Source organism: Cryptosporangium arvum DSM 44712, from assembly GCF_000585375.1.
Classification (GTDB): domain Bacteria; phylum Actinomycetota; class Actinomycetes; order Mycobacteriales; family Cryptosporangiaceae; genus Cryptosporangium; species Cryptosporangium arvum.
The window spans coordinates 5,285,673-5,307,534 of the sequence record NZ_KK073874.1 but is presented as its reverse complement, the minus strand read 5'-3'; the positions used below and the strand labels follow the sequence as shown (position 1 = coordinate 5,307,534).

General features: G+C 73.2%; 20 protein-coding genes. 7 read left to right on the top strand and 13 right to left on the bottom strand.

The annotated features are described in order from the left end of the window. Positions 1-469: 469 nt before the first annotated feature. The 5 genes from CRYAR_RS24075 to CRYAR_RS24055 all read right to left on the bottom strand — a co-directional run bounded on the left by CRYAR_RS24075 (position 470) and on the right by CRYAR_RS24055 (position 5,627). Complete coding sequence (locus tag CRYAR_RS24075; protein ID WP_051570880.1) at positions 470-1,048, bottom strand: hypothetical protein; 579 nt, start codon at positions 1,046-1,048, stop codon at positions 470-472. 405 nt (positions 1,049-1,453) lie between these two features. Then, entirely contained in the window at positions 1,454-2,578 is a 1,125-nt protein-coding gene (locus CRYAR_RS24070; protein WP_035855391.1) for an MFS transporter, read from the bottom strand. A gap of 14 nt (positions 2,579-2,592) precedes the next feature. Then, complete coding sequence (locus CRYAR_RS24065) at positions 2,593-4,080, bottom strand: tripartite tricarboxylate transporter permease (RefSeq protein ID WP_035855390.1); 1,488 nt, start codon at positions 4,078-4,080, stop codon at positions 2,593-2,595. A 15-nt stretch (positions 4,081-4,095) separates the two neighbouring features. After that, the gene (locus CRYAR_RS24060) at positions 4,096-4,656 is read right to left on the bottom strand and encodes a tripartite tricarboxylate transporter TctB family protein (RefSeq protein ID WP_035855389.1); all 561 of its coding nucleotides are present in this window, start codon (positions 4,654-4,656) and stop codon (positions 4,096-4,098) included. Beyond that, on the bottom strand, positions 4,653-5,627 hold the full coding sequence (locus tag CRYAR_RS24055; RefSeq protein WP_035855387.1) for a tripartite tricarboxylate transporter substrate binding protein: 975 nt from the start codon (positions 5,625-5,627) through the stop codon (positions 4,653-4,655). The genes CRYAR_RS24060 and CRYAR_RS24055 overlap by 4 nt, the downstream gene beginning before the upstream one ends. A gap of 126 nt (positions 5,628-5,753) precedes the next feature. Between CRYAR_RS24055 and CRYAR_RS24050 the strand changes: the two genes are divergently transcribed. The 4 genes from CRYAR_RS24050 (at position 5,754) to CRYAR_RS24035 (ending at position 10,964) form a co-directional block, all read left to right on the top strand. Beyond that, positions 5,754-6,638: a LysR family transcriptional regulator gene (locus tag CRYAR_RS24050; RefSeq protein ID WP_035855386.1), complete on the top strand. Its 885-nt coding sequence runs from the start codon at positions 5,754-5,756 to the stop codon at positions 6,636-6,638. A 70-nt stretch (positions 6,639-6,708) separates the two neighbouring features. Continuing rightward, the gene (kdgD, locus tag CRYAR_RS24045; RefSeq protein WP_035866120.1) at positions 6,709-7,614 is read left to right on the top strand and encodes a 5-dehydro-4-deoxyglucarate dehydratase; all 906 of its coding nucleotides are present in this window, start codon (positions 6,709-6,711) and stop codon (positions 7,612-7,614) included. Then, positions 7,614-8,726, top strand: coding sequence for an L-talarate/galactarate dehydratase (locus CRYAR_RS24040; RefSeq protein ID WP_035855384.1), 1,113 nt, complete (start codon positions 7,614-7,616; stop codon positions 8,724-8,726). Before kdgD ends, CRYAR_RS24040 begins: the two co-directional genes overlap by 1 nt. A gap of 18 nt (positions 8,727-8,744) precedes the next feature. Next, a complete protein-coding gene (locus CRYAR_RS24035) occupies positions 8,745-10,964 on the top strand; it encodes an ATP-binding protein (protein ID WP_211247609.1) in 2,220 nt (739 codons plus the stop codon). On the opposite strand, the gene CRYAR_RS24030 is transcribed toward CRYAR_RS24035, so the two are convergent. The 6 genes from CRYAR_RS24030 to CRYAR_RS43550 form a co-directional block, all read right to left on the bottom strand. Further along, on the bottom strand, positions 10,933-11,334 hold the full coding sequence (locus CRYAR_RS24030) for a response regulator (RefSeq protein WP_035855383.1): 402 nt from the start codon (positions 11,332-11,334) through the stop codon (positions 10,933-10,935). The genes CRYAR_RS24035 and CRYAR_RS24030 overlap by 32 nt on opposite strands. After that, positions 11,331-12,641: a PP2C family protein-serine/threonine phosphatase gene (locus CRYAR_RS24025; protein WP_051570878.1), complete on the bottom strand. Its 1,311-nt coding sequence runs from the start codon at positions 12,639-12,641 to the stop codon at positions 11,331-11,333. The genes CRYAR_RS24030 and CRYAR_RS24025 overlap by 4 nt, the downstream gene beginning before the upstream one ends. Positions 12,642-12,729: 88 nt before the next feature. Beyond that, positions 12,730-13,347, bottom strand: coding sequence for a copper resistance CopC family protein (locus tag CRYAR_RS24020; protein WP_051570877.1), 618 nt, complete (start codon positions 13,345-13,347; stop codon positions 12,730-12,732). Continuing rightward, a complete protein-coding gene (locus tag CRYAR_RS24015; RefSeq protein WP_035855382.1) occupies positions 13,320-14,504 on the bottom strand; it encodes a Dyp-type peroxidase in 1,185 nt (394 codons plus the stop codon). The genes CRYAR_RS24020 and CRYAR_RS24015 overlap by 28 nt, the downstream gene beginning before the upstream one ends. Next, positions 14,501-15,055, bottom strand: coding sequence for a copper chaperone PCu(A)C (locus CRYAR_RS24010; protein ID WP_035855381.1), 555 nt, complete (start codon positions 15,053-15,055; stop codon positions 14,501-14,503). Before CRYAR_RS24010 ends, CRYAR_RS24015 begins: the two co-directional genes overlap by 4 nt. A 101-nt stretch (positions 15,056-15,156) precedes the next feature. Beyond that, complete coding sequence (locus CRYAR_RS43550; RefSeq protein WP_051570876.1) at positions 15,157-15,723, bottom strand: hypothetical protein; 567 nt, start codon at positions 15,721-15,723, stop codon at positions 15,157-15,159. Positions 15,724-15,847: 124 nt separating this feature from the next. Here CRYAR_RS43550 and CRYAR_RS24000 point away from each other — a divergent pair, with 124 nt between their 5' ends. Beyond that, positions 15,848-16,414: a TetR/AcrR family transcriptional regulator gene (locus tag CRYAR_RS24000; RefSeq protein ID WP_035855380.1), complete on the top strand. Its 567-nt coding sequence runs from the start codon at positions 15,848-15,850 to the stop codon at positions 16,412-16,414. Between the two features lie 40 nt (positions 16,415-16,454). On the opposite strand, the gene CRYAR_RS23995 is transcribed toward CRYAR_RS24000, so the two are convergent. Then, positions 16,455-17,168 (bottom strand): MerR family transcriptional regulator, encoded by a 714-nt coding sequence (locus CRYAR_RS23995; RefSeq protein ID WP_211247608.1) that lies wholly within the window; start codon positions 17,166-17,168, stop codon positions 16,455-16,457. A 13-nt stretch (positions 17,169-17,181) separates the two neighbouring features. After that, a complete protein-coding gene (locus CRYAR_RS23990) occupies positions 17,182-18,498 on the bottom strand; it encodes a serine hydrolase domain-containing protein (protein ID WP_051570875.1) in 1,317 nt (438 codons plus the stop codon). Positions 18,499-18,650: 152 nt separating this feature from the next. Between CRYAR_RS23990 and CRYAR_RS23985 the strand changes: the two genes are divergently transcribed. Both CRYAR_RS23985 and CRYAR_RS23980 read left to right on the top strand, forming a co-directional pair. Then, positions 18,651-19,316: a hypothetical protein gene (locus CRYAR_RS23985; RefSeq protein ID WP_035855379.1), complete on the top strand. Its 666-nt coding sequence runs from the start codon at positions 18,651-18,653 to the stop codon at positions 19,314-19,316. Then, positions 19,313-21,847 (top strand): AAA family ATPase, encoded by a 2,535-nt coding sequence (locus CRYAR_RS23980; protein WP_084700886.1) that lies wholly within the window; start codon positions 19,313-19,315, stop codon positions 21,845-21,847. Before CRYAR_RS23985 ends, CRYAR_RS23980 begins: the two co-directional genes overlap by 4 nt. The last annotated feature ends 15 nt before the right edge of the window (positions 21,848-21,862 follow it).

The following is a 21,862-nucleotide window of genomic DNA, read 5'->3' as shown; positions in this document are numbered from 1 at the left end:
CGAGCACCACACCCACAAACGCCGCGCCGAGAGCACGGCGAACCACTACACGCATGACTACCTCTGAACACTCATGAGGGCATCGCGACGGCACCACGCCCGCGACGCTGGGAAAAGGGGAACGCACAAGTTCGAACAGCCGGCCCGAGCAGCGAATCCTGCCGCTCACACAGCCAGCCGAGCAGCGGATCTCGCCGCTCACGCAGCCGGTCCGAGCAGCGGATTTCGCCGTTCAGGCAGCCGGTCCAAGCAGCGGATTTCGCCGCTAAGGCAGCTGGCCTGGGCAGCGGATCTCGCCGCTCACGCGGCGGGCCCGGCAGCGGGTCCCGCCGTTCACGCAGCGGGCCCGGCAGCGGGTCCCGCCGTTCACGCAGCCGGCCCGAGCAGCGAAAGCCGCCGCTCGAGGGGCCCGCCCGAGCAGCTCACTCCATCGCCCGACCAGCCCGGCCCGAGCAGCGAACTCCGCCGCTCAGGCAGCCGTCCCCACCGGCGGGCCTCGGCGCACCATGCAGCGCGTCCACCGCGGCTCGGTGACGAGCACGACCCGCTCGTCCCGCCGCACCAGCGACCGGCGCACGATCAGCACCGGCAGTCGGCGGACGATCAGCGCGAACCGCACCAGCCGCCGCGCGAACCACCGGGCGAGACGCCACACCGCGTCCTCGCCGGCACCCAGCCACAACGCGGTCAGCGCCCCGGCGACCACGTGCGCCGCCAGCATCACCCCGGGCCGGACCGACCCGACCGTGCCGAGGGGCGCCGCCGGTACCAGATGGGACGCCCCCGCCATGGAATGGGACGACCCCAGCGAGAACACCACGTGCAGCCCACCCTGAGCCACCGCCAACGCGCCCGCGATGGTCCAGAGACCACGCTGGCGACCGGTCAGCATCAGTGCCGGCGGCACGACCAGACCACTCCCGGCCAGCAGCGCCAACGGCGTCGGCAGGTGCCCGTGCGCCCACCCGTGCAACGCCACCGACAGGCTCACGCAGACGAGCACGAACACCAGGGCGCGCGCTTCACGCAGCAGCCCCGGGTTCCCCATGCGCCCCATGCTGCCAGAGCCCCCTCCCGCAAGCGGCCGCGCACCACGCCCGGCCGCACCACGCCCGGCCGCACCACGCCCGGCCGCACCACGCCCGCCGCGCCGCGCCCGGTCACGCTCGGGACGCGCCGCGCCTGGTCGCGCCCACGCCCGCGCCGCGCCTGGCCACGCCCGCGCCGCGCCTGGCCACGCCCGCGCCGCGCCTGGCCACGCCCGCGCCGCGCCCGCGCCGCGCCCGGCCACGCCCGCGCCGCGCCTGGCCACGCCCGCGCCGCGCCCGGCCACGCCCGCGCCGCGCCCGGCCACGCCCGCGCCGCGCCTGGCCGCGCCCAGCCGCGCCCGCCCCATGCCCGCACCGCGCCCGAGCGCGCCGCGCCACCCCAGCCACAGACCACGACCACCCACTCACGACCGGCCGCGCACCACGACCACCGCGATCACCGCCAGGACCACCGCGAGCGCCGCGAAGCCGAACGTGAGCGTCAGCGCCGCCGCCACCCCCGCCACCAGCAACGGACCACCGGCGTCGCCGATCTCGCGGCCCAGTTCGGCGCTGCCCATCGTCTGGCCGAGCCGTTCCTCCGGTGTGTTCGCGGCCAGCGCCGCGAACGCCAACGGTGTGATGACGCCGGTGCCGGCCCCGATCAGCGCGGCCGCGATCAGCACCCCGGCCGGTCCGGGGATCGTCGCGGCGGCCAGCCCGGCAGCGGTCACGGCCAGCCCGGTGCTGAGACCGGCCCGGGCGGTCAGGCGCCCGGCGTCCAGCGCGCGCCCCGCTCGCGGTTGGACGACCGCCGCGCACGCGGCCAGCAGCGACACCGCCGCTCCGGTCGCGATCGTGCCCAGTCCGGCGACCCGGCCGCTCACCGGCAGGAACCCGACGCCGGCGGAGAGCGCGGCGGTGGCTCCGGCCAGCGCGCCGGTCGGGAGCAGGAAGCCCGGGTCGGCCAGCCGCCGGCCCAGGTCGACGAGCGTCTGCCGGGTCTTGGGCAGTGGCGGCACCACCGGCACCGCGAGGAGCGCCCACACCGCCACCGCCGCGCCGAGCACCGCGAGCACCGTGAACAGCAACCGCAGCCCACCGGCCCACACCAGCACCCCGCCGAGCAGCGGCCCGAGCGTGTACCCGATCGACTTGTAGAACCCGTACGACCCGAACGCCCTCCCGTGTTTCGCGGCCGGGTTCAGCCGGGCCACGAGCGTCGACGCCGACGGCGAGAACGCCGAGGCGGCCGCGCCCTGGCCCAGGCGCGCCGCCCACAGCCAGGCGTGGCTGTCGGCCACCACGTACACCGCGGACGCGAGCGCGAACGCCACCAGCCCGCCGAGCAGCACCGGCCGCGCCCCGATCCGGTCGGCCAGCGTGCCGAACACCGGCTTGAGGACGACCTCGGCGCCGTCGTAGAGCGCCAGCAGGCCGCCGAGCACCAGCAGCGACGTGACCGCGTCGTCGGAGAACCCCCCGAGGTTCGCGGCGATGCCGTGCGCGCCGAACGCCGTCGTGAAGCCGGCGGCGTAGAGCGGCCACATCTGCCGGGGGGTGCTCACCCCGCTATTCGATCACGCTTCCGGAGCCGGGCGCGGGCCACCGGAGCCAGCGCGACGAGCACGAACAGCGCGAGCAGCGTCCCGGAGATGGGGCGGGTCAGGAAGCCGGTCGGGTCGCCGTCGAACAGCAGCAACGACCGGCGCAGCGACGTCTCGAGCAGCGAGCCGAGCACGAACGCGAGCACCAGCGGACCAGGGTCGAACCCGAACTTCCTCATCAGGTACCCGAGCACACCGAACGCGACGACCAGCCCGATGTCGAACACGCTGTTGTTCACCGTGTACGCGCCGATCAGCGTGATCAGCGTCGTGATCGGAGCCAGGATCGCCGGGCGGACCCGCAGGATGCGCACGAACAGCCCGACCAGCGGGATGCTCATGATCAGCAGCAGCACGTTGCCGATGTACATCGAGTTGACGACACCCCAGAACAGCTCGGGGTGCTCGGTGACCAGCTGCGGGCCCGGCGTGATGCCCTGGATGAGCAGCGCGCCGAAGATGACCGCCATCGTCGCGTTGGCCGGGATCCCGAGCGACAGCAACGGGATGAACGACGAGGTCGCGGCCGCGTTGTTCGCGGTCTCCGGAGCGGCGACCCCTTCGATCGCGCCGTGCCCGAACCGTTCGGGGTGCTTGGAGCGGCGTTTCTCCACCGCGTACGCGGCCAGCGACGACATCACGGCCCCACCGCCCGGCAGCACGCCGAGCACGAACCCGAGCACACCGCCCCGGCCGATCGCCCCGCTCGCCTGCCGGAGATCCGCGACGCTCGGCCAGACGTTGTGCACGGGCGCCGGTTCCGGTGCCGCCCGGTGGCGTTCCTCCAGGTTGTGCAGGATCTCCCCGAGTCCGAACAACCCCATCGCGATCGGGACGAAGTCCAGCCCGTCGGCGAGCGAGAGGTTGTCGAAGGTGAACCGCTCGGCGCTGGTGAACCCGTCCCGGCCGACGACGGCGAGCAGCAGGCCGAGCGCGGCCGCGGTCAGCGCCTTGATCCGTCCGCCCTGGGAGATCGTCGAGATCAGCAGGATGCCGAGAAGCGCGAGCGCGGTGTACTCGGGCGGGCCGAAGTCGAGCGCGAACGAGGCCACGAACGGCGCGAGGAGGCTCAGCGCGACGATCGAGACCGTGCCGCCGACGAACGAGCCGATCGCGGCGATGCCCAGCGCGGTGCCGGCCCGTCCCTGCCGGGCCAGCGCGTGCCCGTCGAACACCGTGACCACCGACGACGCCTCGCCCGGCAGGCGCAGCAGCACGCTGGTGATCGTGCCGCCGTACTGGGCGCCGTAGAAGATCCCGGCGAGCATGATGATCGCGGTGACCGGCTCCAGCCCGAACGTGACCGGCAGCAGGATGGCGATCGTCGCCGCGGGACCGAGGCCGGGCAGCACGCCGATGAGCATGCCGATGACCACGCCGAGCAGGCAGTACAGCAGGTTGCCCGGCTCCAGGACGACGGCGAAGCCGTCGAGCACGCCTTCCATCGCGATGGGCTCCCGTTAGAACAAGTGCGGAATGGTGACGTCGAGCGCGCCGACGAAGAGGGCGTAGAAGACGATCGTCGCGGCGAGGCTCACCGCGATCGACACGCGCCAGGACTCGTGACCGAGGAAGCGCAGCCAAACGAACGCGAGCGCCGCGGTGGGCAGCTCGAAGCCGACCAGCCCGACCACGGCGACGAACACGACCATCGTCGCGACCGCGGCGACGACGAGCAGGCCGGTGCGGGTGAAGCGCTCGGCGTCGTCGGTGCCGCGGGCGCGGGCGGCGAGCACGCCACCCAGCACGGCCAGCGACCCGCTGACGATCGCCGGCCACAGCCCGGGCCCCGGCGCCGCCGCGCTCCCGAGCCCCAGCCCGAGCGCGCCGACGAAGGCCGCCACCCCGATCGCCACCACCACCCCCGCCACGACGAGGTTCGCCACCGGCCCCGCCGGCGGCACCCCCTCCGCGACCGGCTCCCCGGCGACCGGCGTCGGCGCGACCGGCTCCTCCACGACCGGCCCGTCCGCCGGTCGCTCGCCGGGTTCGGGCCGGTCCCCGGCGGACGTCGAGGTCACTTGCCGGCCAGGTCGATGCCGTACTGCTCGGTCAGCGACCGGTACGTCCGGAGCGAACCGGTCCACTGGTCGAGCAGCGTCTTCCCGTCGACCTCGTTCGGCGTCAGCAGGCGCTCGGTGTTGAAGTCCTGGTACTCCCGGGCGTCGAACGCCTTCCCGAACGCGCCCCGGAGCCGGTCGACCACCGCGGTGGGCGTCCCGTCCGGCGCCACCACGGCCCGCGACTGCTGCACCGGCGCGTTGTACCCGGCTTCCTTCGCCGTCGGTGTGTCCGGCAGGTACGTCGGACGCTTCTGCGCGAACGTCACCAGCGGCACCAGTTTCCCGGCCTTGATCTGCTCCTGGGCCTCGCCGAGCTGCACGGACGCCACGTCGACCTGGCCGCCGAGCACCGCGGTCAACGTGGGTGCGCCGCCGTCGAACGGCACCGCGGTCGCGTTCACCTTCGCCTGCGCGAACAGCAGCGCGGAGCTCAGCTGGCTCCCGGTGCCCACACCGGTCGTGCCGTACTTGATCGCCCGCCCGGCGTCGACGATGTCCTTGACCGTGGTGAACTTCTTCGCCGGCGTGGTGACCAGGACGTAGTCGTCCTGGGAGACGCCGGTGACGACGTCGTACTTCGTGATGTCGACGGCCTGGCCGGGCGCCACCGCCAGTGGCGTGATGTAGGCCAGCGAGCCGACGAACATCATCACGGTGTACCCGTCGGGCTCGGTGCCGGCGAGCTCCTTCGCCGCGACGCCCCCGTTGGCGCCGGGCCGGTTGACGACCGTGACCGGTTTGCCGAGGTCGTCGCTGACCTGCTCGGCCAGTGCCCGGGCGATCAGGTCGGTCGAGCCACCGGCGTCCTGGCCGACGAGCAGCGTGATCGCCCGATCGGGATAGGACGATTCGTCGTCGGAGGACTCGCCCAGGTTCCCTCCGCACCCGGCCAGAACGGCGACTAGAGCGAGAACGGCGACACGCTTCATGGGTCTGCTCCTCAACGGTGGGGAGTTCCCGTTCGGGGTTGGTCGGGAGCCTAGGGGCCCCATTGATGCGTGTCTAAATCTCTTACGGCATCAAGTGATGCCGTGGCGGCATGGTAGACGTGCGCCATGACGTACACGCTCGAGCAGCTGCGCGGCTTCGTCGCCGTGGCCGAGGAACTCCACTTCGGACGGGCCGCGGCCCGGCTCCGGATGACCCAGCCGCCGCTGAGCCGGCAGATCCAGAAGCTGGAGGCTGCGGTCGGGGCCCGGCTGCTCGACCGGGACAACCGCCGGGTGCTGCTCACCCCGGCCGGCGCGGCGTTCCTGGCCGAGGCCCGGCGCATCCTCGCTCTCGTCGAGTCCGCGCCCGACCTGGCGCAGCGGGTGTCGTCGGGGAGCCGGGGCGTGGTGCGGCTCGGGTTCACCGCGGCGTCCACGTTCGGGATCCTCGGCCGGCTGCTCAACGACCTGGAGCGGCGGCTGCCCGAGGTGCGGATCGACCTGTTCGAGCTGGTGACGCGCGAGCAGCTCGCCGCGCTCGCCGCCGGGGACCTCGACCTGGGGCTGGCGCGGCCCCCGTTCGACACCGCGCTGTTCGACTCCCGGGAGGTGCACCGCGAGGCGCTGGTGCTCGCGGTTCCGGCCGGGCACCGCCTGGCCACGCTCGGCCGCGCCGTGACCCCGGCCGATCTGGGTTCCGAGCCGCTCATCTTCCACTCCCCGCAGAAGGCCCGGTACTTCTACGACCTGGTCGTCAGCATGGTGCCGCTGGCGCACGAGCGGGTCGTGCACAGCGTCAGCCAGATCATGACGATGCTGTGGCTGGTCGCGGCCGGGCGGGGCGTCGCGTTCGTGCCGGAGTCGGCCACCCTGCTGGGGATCCCGGGCGTGCGGTTCGTGCCGCTGACCACGCCGGTCGCGCGCCCGGTCGAGCTGCACCTGCTGTGGCCGCGCGCGTCCGGTAACCCGGCGCTCGGCCGTGCCCTCGCCGTCCTGCGCGGTGATGCCTGACGGGCATCGCGTCATACGGAAACACTCTTGGACACGCATCGTCGCGGGTTCTTACCGTGATCGGGTGACGATGCCTCCTGCCGAGCTCGCCGCCCGCCTGGGCGGCGGCCTGCTCTCGTTCCCGGTGACGCACTTCGACGACCAGCTCGCGTTCGACGAGCCGCGCTACCGCGAGCACCTGGCCTGGCAGGCCGGGTTCGGGGTCGCGGGCCTGTTCGCCGGCGGCGGGACCGGCGAGGGCTTCTCGCTCACCACGGCCGAGATCGACGCGGTGGTCCGGGCGGCCGTCGACGAGGTCGGCGCCCAGGTGCCGGTCGTCGCGCCGGCGACCGGTGGCACCGCGCAGGCCGTGGCCCAGGCCCGGGCGGCCGCCGACGCGGGCGCGGCCGGTCTGCTGCTGCTGCCCCCGTACCTCACCGAGGGCACGCAGGCCGGGCTGGCCGCCCACGTCACCGCGGTCTGCTCGGCGGTGGAGCTGGGCGTCATCGTCTACAGCCGGAGCAACGCGGTCTTCGACGACGTGACCGTCGACGAGCTGGCCGGGAAGAACCCGAACCTGATCGGGCTCAAGGACGGCGTCGGCGACATCGAACGCCTCACCCGCACCTACGCACGGGTCGGCGACCGGCTGCTCTACGTCGGCGGGCTGCCCACCGCGGAGACGTTCGCGCTGCCGCTGCTGCAGCTCGGCGTCACCACGTACTCCTCGGCGCTGTACAACTTCGCGCCGCGGTTCGCGCTGCGGTTCTTCGCCGCCGTGCGGGCCCAGGACCGGACCGCGGTGTACACGATGCTCAACGACTTCGTCATCCCGTACCTCGACATCCGCGACCGCGCCCGCGGCTACGCGGTCTCGATCGTCAAGGCCGGTCTGAACGTCGTCGGGCGCAACGGCGGGCGGGTACGGCCACCCCTGACCGACCTGACCCCGGACGAGCAGGCCGCGCTCGGCGCCCTCGTCGCCACGGTCGTGTGATGGCCGACCGGATCGCCGGGGTCACGCTCTCCGCGGTGACGCTGCCGCTGGCCACCGCGATCAGCGACGCCAAGGTGCTGACCGGGCGCCAGCGTCCGATGACCGAGGTCGCGTTCCTGTTCGCCGAGGTCCGCACGGCCGACGGGCACGAGGGGATCGGCTTCAGCTACAGCAAGCGGGCCGGCGGCCGCGCGCAGTTCGCGCACGCCCGCGAGGTCGCGCCCGAGCTGATCGGCGAGGACCCCAGCGACATCGCCCGGCTGTGGACGAAGCTCGTCTGGGCCGGCGCGTCGGTGGGGCGCAGCGGTGCGTCGACCCAGGCGATCGCGGCGATCGACGTCGCACTCTGGGACCTGAAGGCGAAGCGGGCCGGGTTGCCGCTGGCCAAGCTGCTCGGCGCGCACCGCGACTCGGTGCGGTGCTACGACACGTCCGGCGGGTTCCTGCACGCGCCGGTGGCCGAGGTGCTCGACAACGCGTCGGCCGCGCTGGCCGCCGGGATCGGCGGGATCAAGATCAAGGTCGGGCACCCGTCCGCGGCGACGGACCTCGCCCGGGTCCGGGCCGTCCGGTCGCACCTGGGCGACGACGTGCCGCTGATGGTCGACGCGAACCAGCAGTGGGACCGGGCGACCGCGCTGCGGATGGGGCGTGCGCTCGAGGAGCTCGGGCTGGTCTGGATCGAGGAACCGCTCGACGCCTACGACGCCGCCGGGCACGGCGAGCTGGCCCGGGCGCTGGACACGCCGATCGCGTCCGGGGAGATGCTGACGAGCGTCGGGGAACACGTGGCCCTGCTCGACGCGGTGGACGTCCTCCAGCCCGACGCGCCGCGGATCGGGGGGATCACGCAGTTCCTGCGCCTGGCCGCGCTGGCCGAGCACGCGCACCTGACGCTGGCGCCGCACTTCGCGATGGAGATCCACGTCCACCTGGCGGCCGCGTACCCGACCGAACCGTGGCTCGAGCACTTCGACTGGCTCCACCCGCTGTTCGAGGAGCGCCTGGAGATCGGAGGCGGCCGGATCGTCGTCCCGACGCGCCCCGGCCTGGGCGTGACGCTCAGCGAACAGGCCCGCGCCTGGACCACCGATCGCGTCACGGTGACCTGACCGCGTAAGGTGCCGCTGGTGGCGGGCGATGAGGCAGTGACCGGTCTGTCGGCCCGGGAACTCGCCGCGGAGTACGCGGCAGGCACCCCGTTCGACCTCGCGCAGTGCCTGACCGAACCGATCCACCTGCTCGGCGGCATCCAGCCCTACGGCGCGCTGCTGGCCGTGCGCGAACCGGACCTGACGATCGAGCTGGCGAGCCGGAACGCCGCCGGGATCCTCGGTGCGCGGCGCGGCGACCACCTCGGTGACCTGCTCGCCGACGCCGGGCCGCTCCGGGACGCGCTGGCCCGGCTCGCCGACGGCTCCTCGGCGGTGGTGCGGGTGCGCACGACGACCGGGGCGCCGTTCGACGCCACCGTGCACCGCGCCGACGGCCTCGCGGTCGTGGAGTTCGAGCCGGCGGCGCCCCCGGCGTCGACCCCGCTCTACCCCGGGGTGCGTGACGCGCTCGCCCGCCTGCGCGGTGCCCGCACGGCCACCGAGCTGTGCGCGGCGGCGGTCCGCGAGATCCGCGCGCTCACCGGCTACGAACGCGTGGTCGCGTACCGGTTCGCCGGTGAGGGCCCGGGTCAGGTGATCGCCGAGGACGTCCGCCCCGACTGGGCCTCCTGGCTCGGGCTGTGGTTCCCGGCCAGCGACGTCCCGCCGCAGGCCCGGCGCCTCTACGTCCGGAACTGGATCCGGCTGATCGGCGACGTCGCGGACGAGAGCGTCGCGCTCGACCCGCCGCTGCTCCCGGGCACCGACCGGCCGCTCGACCTGTCCGGGTCGGTGCTGCGCACGGTCTCCGGCTACCACCTCGACTACCTGCGCAACATCGAGGTCGCCGCGTCGATGTCGGTGTCGCTCATCGACGACGGACGCCTCTGGGGCCTGCTGGCCTGCCACGACAGCCGTCCGCGCTGGCTCGACCCGGAGGTCCGCGCGGCCTGCGAGTTCCTCGGCGCGGCGCTGTCGCTGCAGCTCGCGGTCGTCGACGAGCGGGAGGCCGCGAGCGCGCTGGCCGGCCGCCGGGGCGAGCTGAACACGCTCGTCCACACCGACGTCGAGGCCTTCCCCGGCGCCGTCGTGCACGGTCCGGTGTCGATGGCCGACCTGGTCGACGCCGACGGCTGCCTGATCCGGGTGGGCGACACGACCGAATCCGCGGGCCTGGTCCCTCCGGATCCCGACCCGATCCTGTCCGCCGCGGGCCGCGGGACCGGCCGGGTCTGGGCCAGCGACTGCCTGCGTGAGGCGGTGCCCGGCGCCGGGCACGACGACGTCGCCGGCGCGATGGTCGTCCCCCTGACCGACAGCGGGGACTACCTCGCCTGGTTCCGGCGGGAGCAGCCGGTCGACCGGCGGTGGGCGGTCGACCCGGAACGGCCGGTCGTGACCGGGCCCGGCGGCCGGCGCCTGACCCCGCGCGGGTCGTCCACGGTCTGGCGGGAGACCGTCCGCGGCACCAGCGTCGCCTGGACGACCGGCGACCGCGACATCGCCGCCGAGTTCTGGCGCTCGATCGCCGCCGTGCAGCTCCGGCACGCCGCGCACCTGGCCGAGCTCAACGCCGAGCTCTCGGCCCGCAACGCCGACCTGGACGCGTTCAGCTACGCGGTCTCCCACGACCTCAAAGAACCCCTGCGTGGCATCGCCAACTACGCGACGTTCGTGCTCGAGGACGCCGACGAGGGCCTCGATGACGAGTCCCGCCGACGCCTCACCACCATCCAGCGTCTCGCCGGGCGGATGAACGACCTGCTCAACGGCCTGCTCGATTTCGCTCAGCTCGGCGCGTCCGCGGTGACCGCCCAGCCCGTCGACATGGACGGGGTGGTCGACGACGCGCTCGAGACGCTCGCCCCCCGCCTGGCCGCCGCGCCCGTCGAGATCGTCCGCGCCGGTCCGCTACCGCCGGCCGGCGGCGACCCCGTCCTCATCCTCGACGTCCTGGTCAACCTGCTGTCCAACGCGATCAAGTACGGCGGCGACCGGATCGAGATCGGTGCCCGCGACGGCGCGTTCTACGTGCGCGACAACGGGATCGGCATCGACCCGGTCTTCCACGGCGAGATCTTCAAGATCTTCCGGCGGCTGCACGCCCGCGGGAGCCGGTACGAGGGCGCCGGCGTCGGCCTCGCGGTCGCGCGTCGCATCGTCGAGCGGCACGGCGGTCAGCTCCGGGTCGACTCCGAGCCCGGCCGCGGCAGCACGTTCTGGTTCACGCTTCCGCCTTCGTCAGCCAGTACGTGACCGTCCGCGCGAGGCTCTGCTGGAGCAGCTGGAAACTCAGCGGCTTGACCAGGTAACCGCTGGCTCCGGCCTCGAACGCCCGGTCGACGTCGCCCGAGCGCGTCGACGAGGTGAACACGACGATCGGGATCTCGGCGAACTCCACGCGCTCGCGTGCCGCCTGGAGCGCGGCCTGACCGTCGAGGCCGGGCATGTTCAGGTCGAGCAGCACCAGCGCCGGCCGCTGCGACGCGATCAGCCACGGCACCAGCTCGCCGCCGCTGCCGACGTGTTCGAGCTGCACGGCCGGGTGCGTGACCCGCAGCGCCCGGCGGACCGCTTCGACGTCCTCGTCGGAGTCTTCGACGAGCAGGACGACGTCATTGGTCACGAGACCCCCTCACTTCGCGTCAGCATGCTCCCGGTCCCCGGGGGCCGCAACCGGGCGGCGAGGATGGCGACGTCGTCCGCGGCCGAGCGCCGGTACGCGGTGACCGCGGTACGCACCCGCTCCACGGTCTCCGCCGCGCTCGAACCCCCGGTAGCGGCCAGTTCGGCGACCAGCCGGTCCTCGAACAGCCCGGCCGGGCTCCTGGCCTCGGTCACCCCGTCGGTGTAGAGGAACAGCGTGTCGCCGAAGCCCAGCCGGATCGGCACGTCCACGACCTTGAGCTGCGGGAACACGCCGAGGAGCTGACCGTTGGCCCCGCACTGGGTCACGGTGCCGCCTTCGCTGATCCGGTAGGGGAGCGGATGCCCGGCGCTGGTCACGGTGGCGGTGGCACCGTCGGTCTCCGGTGTCAGCGAGATCACCAGCACCGTGCAGAACTGGGCCAGGTTGCCCTCGTCGCGGATCGAGCGGTTGAGGCGGGCCAGCGCGTCGGCCGGCGACCAGCCCTCCTCCAGCAGCAGCCGCAGCGTGTGCCGGGAGAGGCCGTTCAGCCCGGCCGCGCTCGCCCCCCGCCCGCACACATCGCCGACGATCAGCGCGAACGACCCGCCCGGCTGCCGCACGACGTCGTAGAAGTCCCCGCCGACGTCGAGCGAGACGTCGGCGACCTCGTACGCGGCCGCGAACTCGAACTCCGGGGTGCTGGGGAGCGTCGGTGGCAGCAGCCGCCGCTGCAGCGCGATGACGTTGTCGCGGCGCTGCCGGTGCAGCAGCGCGTTGTCGACCGCGATCGCGACCCGCCGCCCCAGGTCGTCCACGAAGGCGACGTCGAGCATGCGGCTGTCGGCGCCGAGCCGGTCGCGGGCCAGCCACAGCCCGCCGAAGACCCGGCCCCGCGCCCGCAGCGGCACGAGCACGCCGTCCGCGTAGCGCGCGGGCAGCCCGTCGGCGCACGTGCACTCCACGCCCGACTCGATCGGCTCACCCGAGCGCAGGACGACCTCGACCCGCTCGGCCAGCGTCGGGCAGCTCGGGACGTGCGCCCGCAGCGCCCGCTCCTGAGCGACGTCGAGGTGCGCGGCGGCCACCAGCCGGGGGCCGGCGTCGTCGCGCAGATAGACCAGGCAGGCGTCGGCCACCGCCGGCACCATCATGCGGGAGACCCGCAGGAACGTCTCGTCGACCTCGTGGCTGGAGTCCAGCTCGAGCGAGATCGCGGCCAGGAACGCCAGCCGAGCCTGCGCGTCGACCTGGGACCGGAGTTCGTCCTCCGCCCGCCGCAGGCGGGCCAGCAGATCCTCGGCCACCGCACGAGCCTAACGCCCGATCGCGGCGGCGCCCCGGACCGGGACGATCCGGGGCGCCGCCGAGCGCCGGAACGCCCGGCGCGCGCGCTCAACGGGTCACGCCGCGGCGGCTCCGGGCCAGGACGGCCGCGCCGGCCAGCGCGATCACCGCGACCACGCCGGAGATCGCCCACGGCCGCCAGGACGTGCCGCCGTCGTCGGTGCTGCGCCCGGCCGCGGCCGGGCTCGCCGACGGCGCCGGAGCGGCGGCCGCCGGCGCGCTGGACGGCGCCTCGCTGGGCACCGGGCTCGCCGACGGGGCCGCGGGCACGTCCGCGGTGAAGCGGAACACGCCCTGGCGCGGGTGCCCGTCGGCCGACACGATCCGCCACGCCACCGTGTACTCGCCCGCGACCAGCGGCTTCACCGGCTGCGTCAGCGTCTTGTCGACCGCGCGGGCCGGACCGTCGCCGTACTTGACGCCGTCCGGGCCGGTGACCACGACCGTGCTGAAGTTTCCGCGGATCACCTCGCCGAACGTCAGCGAGACGGCCTCCGGTGCGCTCGTCACCGTGCTGTCGGCCTTCGGGGAACTGCTCTCCAGATCCGAGTGGGCCCGGGCCGGCTGCGCGACGAGCAGCGCCACCAGGCCCACGACCAGCACCAGCGCGGCCCGGGCGAGCGTCTCCCGGCGCGGGCTCAGGCGAGCAGGCCCTCGCCGATCCACCCGCCCTCCGCGCAGCCGGGCGGTACCGCGAAGACGGCCGATCCGATCGGAGTGATCCATTGGTTCATCAGGTCCTGTTCGGCGAGGCGCTGCTGGATCGGGACGAACTGCGTCGCGACGTCGGCTTGGAACGACGCGAAGATCAACCCGCTGTCCGGAACTCCGGCGGCGTCCGGCTCGCCGTCGTAACTGTAGGGACGTCGCAGGATGCGCATCCGTTCATCGCTGACGTGCGCGCGGGTGACGTGCGAGAAGTCCGGCATCACCGGCAGCCCCGACGCGTCGACCGCGCTGAAATCGGGTTCGTCGTGCTCGTTCCGGCCGGTCAGCGGCGCGCCGGTGTCGAGGCGCCGTCCGGTGACCAGCTCCTTGTCGGTCCGTGACAGCTTGTCCCAGGTCTCGATCTCCATCCGGATCCGGCGCACGACGAGCGTGGTGGTGTCGCCGTTCCAGACCGCCGGGTTGTCGGGCTTGGGGTTGACCGTGCCGTCGAGCTGACCCATCAGGTTGCGGTGGGTCGCGCCGTCGGCCTCCACGCCGCGCCCGCGCCGGAAGCCGCGCTGCACCCAGCGGACGGCGGCGAACGGCCGGGCGTCCTTGATCAGCATGCGCTGGGCGTGGGCGACCGCCGTCGGATCGTCGGCGCAGACCTGCAGGAGCAGGTCGCCGCCGGTCCAGCGCGGGTCGAGCCGGTCGATCGCGAACGCGGGCAGCGCGGTGACCGCGGGCGCGAGACCGGCGGCCGCGTAGAGGCCGGGCCCGAACCCGAACGTGACGGACAGGCGCGCCGGGATCGCCGCCAGGTCGGCCTCGGTGTCGCCGAGCGCGGGCCGGCCCTGGGTGAGGCGGGCCGCGTCGTCGGTCAGCAGCCGCAGCATGCGGCCGAGCGCGTCCCGGTCGGTACCGGGCGCGAGCGTGAACGCGAGGAACGACGCGAACGCCTGCGGGGGAGTGTCGATGCCGGCCTGCCGCTCGCCGTGGAACGGCACGGTCTGGCGGCCGAACTCGGCCGGTTCCGGGCGCGCGGCCGGCCGGTCGTCGGGGGAGGACGCGGTGACGGCGGTGGCGGAGGCGGCGCCCACCAGGGCGCCGCCGACCGCTGCCGCACCGCCGGTGAGCAGGCCCCGCCTGCTCACCGTGGGGCGGCGAGGACTCATTCGTGCATGTCCATGCCGCCGTCGGGGGCGTAGCTCTCCTCGGCACCCGAGTACGGCTTCGCGACCGCGGTGAACGGCACCGTGCCGCCGTCGGCGAGCTTCAGCGTGAACGCGACCTCGTCACCGGCCTTCACCGGTGCGGTGAGCGCCATGAACATCAGGTGGTCGCCGCCCGGCGAGAGCTCGTGCCTGCCCTTGGCCGGCAGCACGAAGCCGCCCTCCTTGGGCCGCATGATCATCTTGCCGTCTTTCATCGTCATCTCGTGCAGCTCCATCGCCGAGACGTCCGAGGACGCGCCGACGATCGTGAGCGGCTTGTCGGTGTTGTTGACGAGCGTGCCGAACGCGGCGGTCATGCCCTTGTCGGCGGCCTTGATCCACGGGTCGGTGATCGAGATCGCGGTCGCGGCCGCCGACGAGGACGCCGGGGCCGCGGGCTTCTCGGCCGCGGCCGTGGTCGCGGGGGAATCGCTGCCGCAGCCGGCGGCCAGCAGGGCCAGCGTCAGACCGAGCGCGGGCAGGACGGACGCACGACGGGTGCGTGAAGACATGGGTGTGCCCTCTCTGGGCGGGTGGAACGGAACACGGACGCGGACGGCCGTGATCCACCCGGGGCAGCCCGGACCACCGGCGCGAGCCGGCGGGGATCAGGTCAGCGGGCGGTCACGGCGAGGGCCGCCGGAGGCCCCCGCCGGACGACGCTGCGCAGCCACGTGGGCTCGGGCAGCGCGGGCGCGAGATCGGCCAGGCGCGCCCGGGTGAAGCGGCGCGGAGCCGGCGCGAGCAGCCGCCGGGCCGCCAGCGCGAACAACAGACCCAGGCGCGGCAGACGCTGGGCGAGCCGGCGGACGAGCCGCCAGACCGCGACCTCGCCGGCGTAGAGCCAGAGCGCGGTGAGCCCACCGGCGACGACGTGCGCGGTGAGCATGGAACCCGGCGCCGGCATCGTCATCGTGTGCCCGACCCCGGCCGGAACCAGCGTGAACAGCCCGTGCAGCGCGGCCTGCGTGACCGCGAGCGCACCGGCGATGAGCGGGAGGCCGCGCTGCTTGCCGGTCAGCACGATCGCCGGCGGCACGACCAGGCCGGCGCCGGCGATCAGGGCGATCAGCGGAGGTAGATCACCGTGGGCCCAGGTGTGCAGCGCGGTGGACAGGCTCAGGCAGACCAGTACGAAGACCAGGGCGCGCGCTTCGCGCAGGATCCCCGGCACCGTCATGCCGCGCATTCTGCCAGACCCCGCCGGCCCGGCTCGATCACCCTCGGTGCGAACCGCGTCGAGCCGGTGCCCGCCGGAGCCGGTGCGGTTGGCGGCGTCGTGTTGCTTATGTACGCTCGTACACATGAACGCGGACCGCATCCCCACCCCGCGGCGGGTGCGGCGGCACGACCCCGGGCGGCGGGACCGGCTGATCGACGCCGCCCTGGTGGTGCTCGCGGAGAAAGGCGTGGCCGCGACGACCCACCGGGAGATCGCGCGCGTCGCCGACGTGCCGCTCGGGTCGATGACCTACCACTTCGCGTCGATGGACGAGGTGCTCACCGAAGCCTTCACCCGGCACGCCGAGACGATCGCGGCCGTGTTCGACGAGCGCCTCACCGCCGCCACCGACCGCGCCTCGGCGATCGAAGCCGTGATCACGCTCGTCCGCGACGACCTGCTCGGCTCCTCGCCCGACCTGGTGCTCACCGTCGAGCTCTACGTCGCCGCCGCCCGCAACCCGGCGCTGCGCGCGGTCACCCAGGCCTGGATGCAGCGCAGCCGCGACGCGCTCGAACGGCACTTCGACCCCACCACCGCCCGTGAACTCGACGCGTTGATCGAGGGCCTGGTGCTGCACAGCGCGCTCTCCACCGACCCGATGACCCCCGAGCAGATCCGCCACGCGATCGAGCGTTACGTCCGCTGAAACCTCCGCTCGTCGAAAATAACAAGCCCAGACCCCGCGCTCACGCCAGCAACGCCGCGAGCCGCAGCCACGCCGGGGACTGCTCGGCCACCGAGTTCGCGGCCAGCGCCGCGATCGACAGGTCCGCGTCACCCGGGTCCTCGGGCGGCTGTCCCGCCAGCCAGGCCCGGGTGCGCGCGGCCAGGTCCGGCAGCCGCGGGTCGGCCGGGTCCCAGTCGAACGCGGCGTCGTACTCCAGGTAGAGCCCGCGGAACTCGCGGTCGTCGAGCAGCGCGGTCTTCTCGTCCACCCACCGGTCGGCGGTCTCCGGCGACACCGCGCGCAGCAGGATCCACACGTCCCGCTCGGAGGTCACCGACCGTTCGCTGATCCCCAGGGCCCGTAACCGGCGCAGGTACGCGTCGCACCGCGCGGGCACGAACAGCCGGTCGCCGCTCTCCAGCCGCGCGATCTGCGTCCGGGCCCGCTGGAGCTCCGCGATGCGCGCGTCGAGCGACCGGTCGATCTCGGCGACCGCGTTCCGCAGCTGCCCGGCGTCGGCCGCGAGCAGTTCCCCGACCCGGGCGAGCGGCACGCCGGCGTCGGCCAGGGTCTTGATCTTGACCAGCGCGACCGCGTGCGCGGCGCCGTACCGGCGGTACCCGGACGCGTCGCGCCCGGGCTCCGGCAGCAGGCCACGCGCGTGGTAGTGCCGCACGGCCTTGATCGTGACCCCGGCGTACGCCGCCAGCTGGCCGATCGTCAGCAGGTTCATGGGAGAGAGCTTCTCAGCGCGCACGGCGGCTCAGCCGGCCGCCCGCGTTGCGGTACTCGCCGTGGTAGGACACCAGCAGCTGGCGGGTGTAGCCGAGCGGCTGGTCCAGCGGCAGCCCCTCGGGCGCGAACAGCCCCGGCCCCACCGGCACGTACCGCATCGGCGGGAACGGGAACCCGCCGCCGGCGAAGCCGGTGAAGATGCGTTCCTGCGACGCGTCCGCGGGTTCGTAGGTGACGGTCTCCTCCAGGGTGTCACCGACGACGCGGACGTCGACGCGCAGCTGGTTCGAGCGGTAGGTCCCGGCGTACGGGGTCAGGTCGTGCGGGTGCTCGGACACGGTCAGGTCGCCGGTCCCGGGCACCAGGCCCCTCAGTAGTTCCTCGTGCAGTGCGAGCGCCTGCGGGGCGTTGCCGTACGCGACGAAGACGAGATCCAGCGACGGGACGACGGCGAGCACCGCGACGCCGCCGGGGGAGGCGCCGGTCATCGACAGCACGGTCGTGTCGCCGTGCCGCGCGAGCAGCCAGCCGAGGCCGATCGGCGACGTGTTCGGGGTGCCGAGGTCGGCCGAGACCGTGCGCATCGCCGCGGCCGAGGTGGCCGAGAGCAGTGGGCCGCCGTCGTCGAGGTGCGCCCGCCCGAACGCGAGCAGGTCGGCGACGGTGCCGATCGGCGTGCCGCCGGCCGGCCCCCAGCTGTCGGGCAGCATGAACACCTCGGTGCGCCGGGGGACGCCGTCCTCGCCGGGGAAGTGCCCGACCGCGGTCGGGCGCAGGATCGCCTCCTTCGCCGACGTGCTCGCGTCGGCCATGCCGGCCGGCCCGTAGATCTCGGCCGCCAGCAGCTCGGGGTAGGTGCGGCCGGTGACCACCTCGAGCAGCCGCCCGGCGACGATCATGCCGCCGTTGGAGTAGCTGACGAGCTCGCCGGGCCCGAACAGCGTCCCGCATTCGCGCTCGAGGCGGGCGACGTACTCGGCGAGCGCGCCGGGGCCGTTCGCGTCCGGGAAGAACAGGTCGGCGTCGAGCCCGCTGGTGTGGTTGAGCAGGTGCCGGACCAGGATCCCCGGCGGGATCCCCGGCAGGTGGTCCGCGACCGGTTCGTCGAGCCGCAGTGCGCCGCGTTCGACCTGCTGGAGCACCAGCGTCGTGGTCATGATCTTGGTGATCGATCCGAACAGGAAGCCGGTGTCGCCGGTCATCGGGGTGCCGGTCGTGGTGTTCGCGACGCCGTGGGCGAGCGTGGTCGTCGTACCGCCCCGGGAGACACCGACGAGGTAACCGGGGACCTGGTTGGCGTCGCAGAACGCCGAGATGTTTTCGCGCATGGCTCGAGCGTGGAGGGTTGACCCTGGGTCAAGGTCAACCCCCGACTCTTTTGTTTACGCATGCACCGAAAATTTCAGAAGGTCACGACGGTGTAACAGTCCGGGTAGATACTGACAACGCTGCGCCGGGCCGAGCGGGTGGTGGAGTCGCTATGCACAAACGCAGGATCCACATCGTCGGAATCATCGTGCTGGCCCTCGTCGCCGGCTGCGGCGCACCGGACTTCACGTACGTGAAGAACTCGGGCCACCGGACGTACTTCAAGGTTCCGCACGGCTGGCACGAGACCGCCACGAAGTCGCTCGACGACGCGCTGAGCGGCACGAACACCGACTCGGTGGCGGCCGAGATGCGTGAGCAGTCCTGGTGGTCGGTCGCCTACGACGCCGCCGACACCCCGGCCGCGGACCATCTGGTCACCGTCGGGCTCACCGACGACCCGATCGTCTACGCCCGGGTCTCCCCGCTCACCGAACAACAGCAGAGCAAGGTCTCACTCGACCTGCTGCGTGACGCCTTCCTGCCGGTCACCCCGGCCGCCCGGGAGGCTTCGGCCGGGTCGCTCCCGCTCACCGGCTTCGAGCTGGTGCACAGCGAGGTGCTCACCCCGTCCGACGGGCTGCACGGCGTCCGGGTGATCTTCGACTACGAGCTGGCCAACGGCGTGCTGCACACGTTCGACCAGACCGCGTTGGTCGACAACGCCGGAACGATGCTCTACCTGCTGATCATCCGGTGCTCGACCAGCTGCTACCGCGAGCGGCTGGACGAGCTCGACACGATCGCGACGTCCTTCACGGTGAGGAGCGACACATGACCACAGTGGAGGGCTTACGGCCGCCGGAGACCGGGCCGCGCGAACAGGTACGCACCACCCGCAAGAAGCTGCCCTTCTGGGACCGCGTCAAGTTCCTGCTGCTGTTCACGCTCGTGTGGTTCGCGCTGGTGTGGGCGGCGATGGCCGACAACCCGCTGCTGCCGTTCGCCGACGCCAACCGGCTGCAGCTGCAGAGCGGCACCGGCATCACGCTCCTGGTGCTGGCCGGCATCGAGGTGCTGCGCCAGCTGCACTACCTGGTCAGCGAGCACGCGTCCGGGTACCACCGCCTGTGGACGCACGGCATCTTCGGGGGGTTCGAGCGCACGTCGCACCGGCTCTTCTCGGACTGGACCCGCTTCCGCCTGATCCGGGTCGTCAAGTGGCTGCTGATCCTGACGCTCCTGGCGGTCGTGCTCGCCGCGGTGCTCGACACGACGCCGCTGCTGGCGCTGTTCCAGGTCCCGGCGCTGCTGTGGCAGGCCGCGCCGATGTTCCTGCAGGTCGTGTTCATTCTGTTCATCGCGGTCGGGCAGTTCGTCGCGATCTTCTGGTTCCTCTCCCGCGGCGGCGTCGAGGTCTACTACCCCGACGACGTGAAGACCCGCTTCACCGACGTGTGGGGTCAGGACCACGTGCTCGAGCGGGTCAAGGAGAACATCGTCTACCTGGAGAACCCCGAGGCGATCGAGTCCAAGGGCGGGTACGTGCCCGGCGGCATCCTGCTCTGGGGCCCGCCCGGCACCGGCAAGACGCTGATGGCCGAGGCGGTGGCCGGTGAGACCGGCAAACCGTACGTGTTCGTCGACCCCGGCGCGTTCACCAACATGTTCATGGGCGTCGGGATCCTCAAGGTCAAGGCGCTCTTCCGCAAGCTGCGCAAGCTCGCGCTGCGCTACGGCGGGGTCATCGTCTTCCTGGACGAGGCCGACTCGCTCGGCAACCGCGGCGCGCTGGCCCAGGGCGGCGGGTCGTTCCCGCGCGGCGGGATGACCCCGGCGCCGTTCGCCGACGGGTGTCACGGCTTCTCGTACCTGTCCGGCGATTCGCGGCTGCGGTTGACCCGCCAGGCCATGCGCGACGACGTGGAGCCGCGCAAGGACAAGATCATCATGGGGGGCATGGGCGGGGGCGGTGCCGGCATGGGCACCCTCGAAGCGCTGCTCACCGAGCTGTCCGGCCTCAAGAAGCCGCGCGGGTTCGTCAACCGGTACGTGCGTCGCGCGCTGGGCATGCGGCCGAAGCCGCCGCCGAAGTACCGCATCCTGGTGATGATGGCGACGAACCTGCCGGAAGCGCTGGACGAGGCGCTGCTGCGTCCGGGCCGGATCGACCGCATCTACAAGGTCGGGTACCCCACCAAGGCCGGCCGGGTGCGCACCTACCAGGGCTACCTCGACAAGGTGAAGCACGAACTGGACGCCGAGCAGATCGACAAGCTCGCCACGATCACGCCGTACGCCACCGGCGCCACGATCAAGGACATGGTCAACGAGGCGCTGATCACCGCGATCCGCGACGAGCGCGACACGATCACCTGGCGCGACATCATCCGCGCCAAGCAGCTCAAGGAGCTCGGCCCGGCCGAGAACGTCGAGTACATCGAGCGCGAGCGGCACGCGGTGGCGGTGCACGAGGCGTGCCACGCGGTGGTCGCGTACCGCACGCGCCACCACATGGAGATCGACATCGCGACGATCGAGAAGGGATCGGGGTACCTGGGGATGGTCGCGTCGATCCCGCCCGAGGACCAGTTCACGACGTGGCGCAGCCACTACGAGTCCGACATCTACGTGTCGCTGGCGTCGCTGGCCGGGGAGCGCATGTTCTTCGACGGGGACAGCTCGTCGGGGGTGTCCGGTGACCTGGAGTCGGCCACCGCGGTCGCGACGAACATGGAGGGCGTCTGGGGCATGGGCTCGACCGTGTCGTCGTACGCGTACTCGATGCAGCTCGGTACCGGCGCGCCCGGCGGCAAGGGCCTCGGCGGCAAGGGCGAGGAGCTCGACGCGCGGAAGGCGCTCGCCGACCGCATCGAGGACAACCTCGCCACGATGCTCGCGCGCACGGCCGAGATCCTCGAGGAGAACCGCGTGCAGGTGCTGGCGCTGGCGCACGCGCTGGAGACGCACAAGACGCTCACCGGTGAGGACGTCGTCGCGGTGCTGGAGGGGCGGCCGGGGCCGCTCGTCGACGGCTCGATCTACGCCGACGAGGGGTTCGCCTCGATGCTCGAGCAGTACCACCGGGCCGCGCTGGAGGCCCACCGCAGCCACGGGAAGCTCACCGCGTCGCTGCCGAGGGACGCGCGTGACGAGGCGGTCGTCCTCGTCGACGCGGCCGCGCTCCCCGGCGACGCGAGCGTCTGGCGCCGCCCGAACGGCGCTTCCCCCAACGGTTCCGGTCCGAACGGCTCCGGCCCTCACGGTTCCGGCCCCCACGGCACCGGCTCCGGTCCGCACGGCGTCTCCGGATCGAGCGACCCGGGCCCCGACACCCCGACCAACGGCGTCGACCGGCTGGACCCCTGAGCCGGCCCGGCGGCT

What these genes read in the sequence shown, in the direction of transcription:
- kdgD (WP_035866120.1), top strand. Translation starts at nt 6,709, where the DNA reads ATGCCTCCTGCCGAGCTCGCCGCCCGCCTGGGCGGCGGCCTGCTCTCG.
- CRYAR_RS24050 (WP_035855386.1), top strand. Translation starts at nt 5,754, where the DNA reads ATGACGTACACGCTCGAGCAGCTGCGCGGCTTCGTCGCCGTGGCCGAG.
- CRYAR_RS24075 (WP_051570880.1), bottom strand. Translation starts at nt 1,048, where the DNA reads ATGGGGAACCCGGGGCTGCTGCGTGAAGCGCGCGCCCTGGTGTTCGTG.
- CRYAR_RS24000 (WP_035855380.1), top strand. Translation starts at nt 15,848, where the DNA reads ATGAACGCGGACCGCATCCCCACCCCGCGGCGGGTGCGGCGGCACGAC.
- CRYAR_RS24065 (WP_035855390.1), bottom strand. Translation starts at nt 4,080, where the DNA reads ATGGAAGGCGTGCTCGACGGCTTCGCCGTCGTCCTGGAGCCGGGCAAC.
- CRYAR_RS23990 (WP_051570875.1), bottom strand. Translation starts at nt 18,498, where the DNA reads ATGCGCGAAAACATCTCGGCGTTCTGCGACGCCAACCAGGTCCCCGGT.
- CRYAR_RS23985 (WP_035855379.1), top strand. Translation starts at nt 18,651, where the DNA reads ATGCACAAACGCAGGATCCACATCGTCGGAATCATCGTGCTGGCCCTC.
- CRYAR_RS24040 (WP_035855384.1), top strand. Translation starts at nt 7,614, where the DNA reads ATGGCCGACCGGATCGCCGGGGTCACGCTCTCCGCGGTGACGCTGCCG.
- CRYAR_RS23980 (WP_084700886.1), top strand. Translation starts at nt 19,313, where the DNA reads ATGACCACAGTGGAGGGCTTACGGCCGCCGGAGACCGGGCCGCGCGAA.
- CRYAR_RS24055 (WP_035855387.1), bottom strand. Translation starts at nt 5,627, where the DNA reads ATGAAGCGTGTCGCCGTTCTCGCTCTAGTCGCCGTTCTGGCCGGGTGC.
- CRYAR_RS23995 (WP_211247608.1), bottom strand. Translation starts at nt 17,168, where the DNA reads ATGAACCTGCTGACGATCGGCCAGCTGGCGGCGTACGCCGGGGTCACG.
- CRYAR_RS43550 (WP_051570876.1), bottom strand. Translation starts at nt 15,723, where the DNA reads ATGACGGTGCCGGGGATCCTGCGCGAAGCGCGCGCCCTGGTCTTCGTA.
- CRYAR_RS24010 (WP_035855381.1), bottom strand. Translation starts at nt 15,055, where the DNA reads ATGTCTTCACGCACCCGTCGTGCGTCCGTCCTGCCCGCGCTCGGTCTG.
- CRYAR_RS24015 (WP_035855382.1), bottom strand. Translation starts at nt 14,504, where the DNA reads ATGAGTCCTCGCCGCCCCACGGTGAGCAGGCGGGGCCTGCTCACCGGC.
- CRYAR_RS24070 (WP_035855391.1), bottom strand. Translation starts at nt 2,578, where the DNA reads ATGTGGCCGCTCTACGCCGCCGGCTTCACGACGGCGTTCGGCGCGCAC.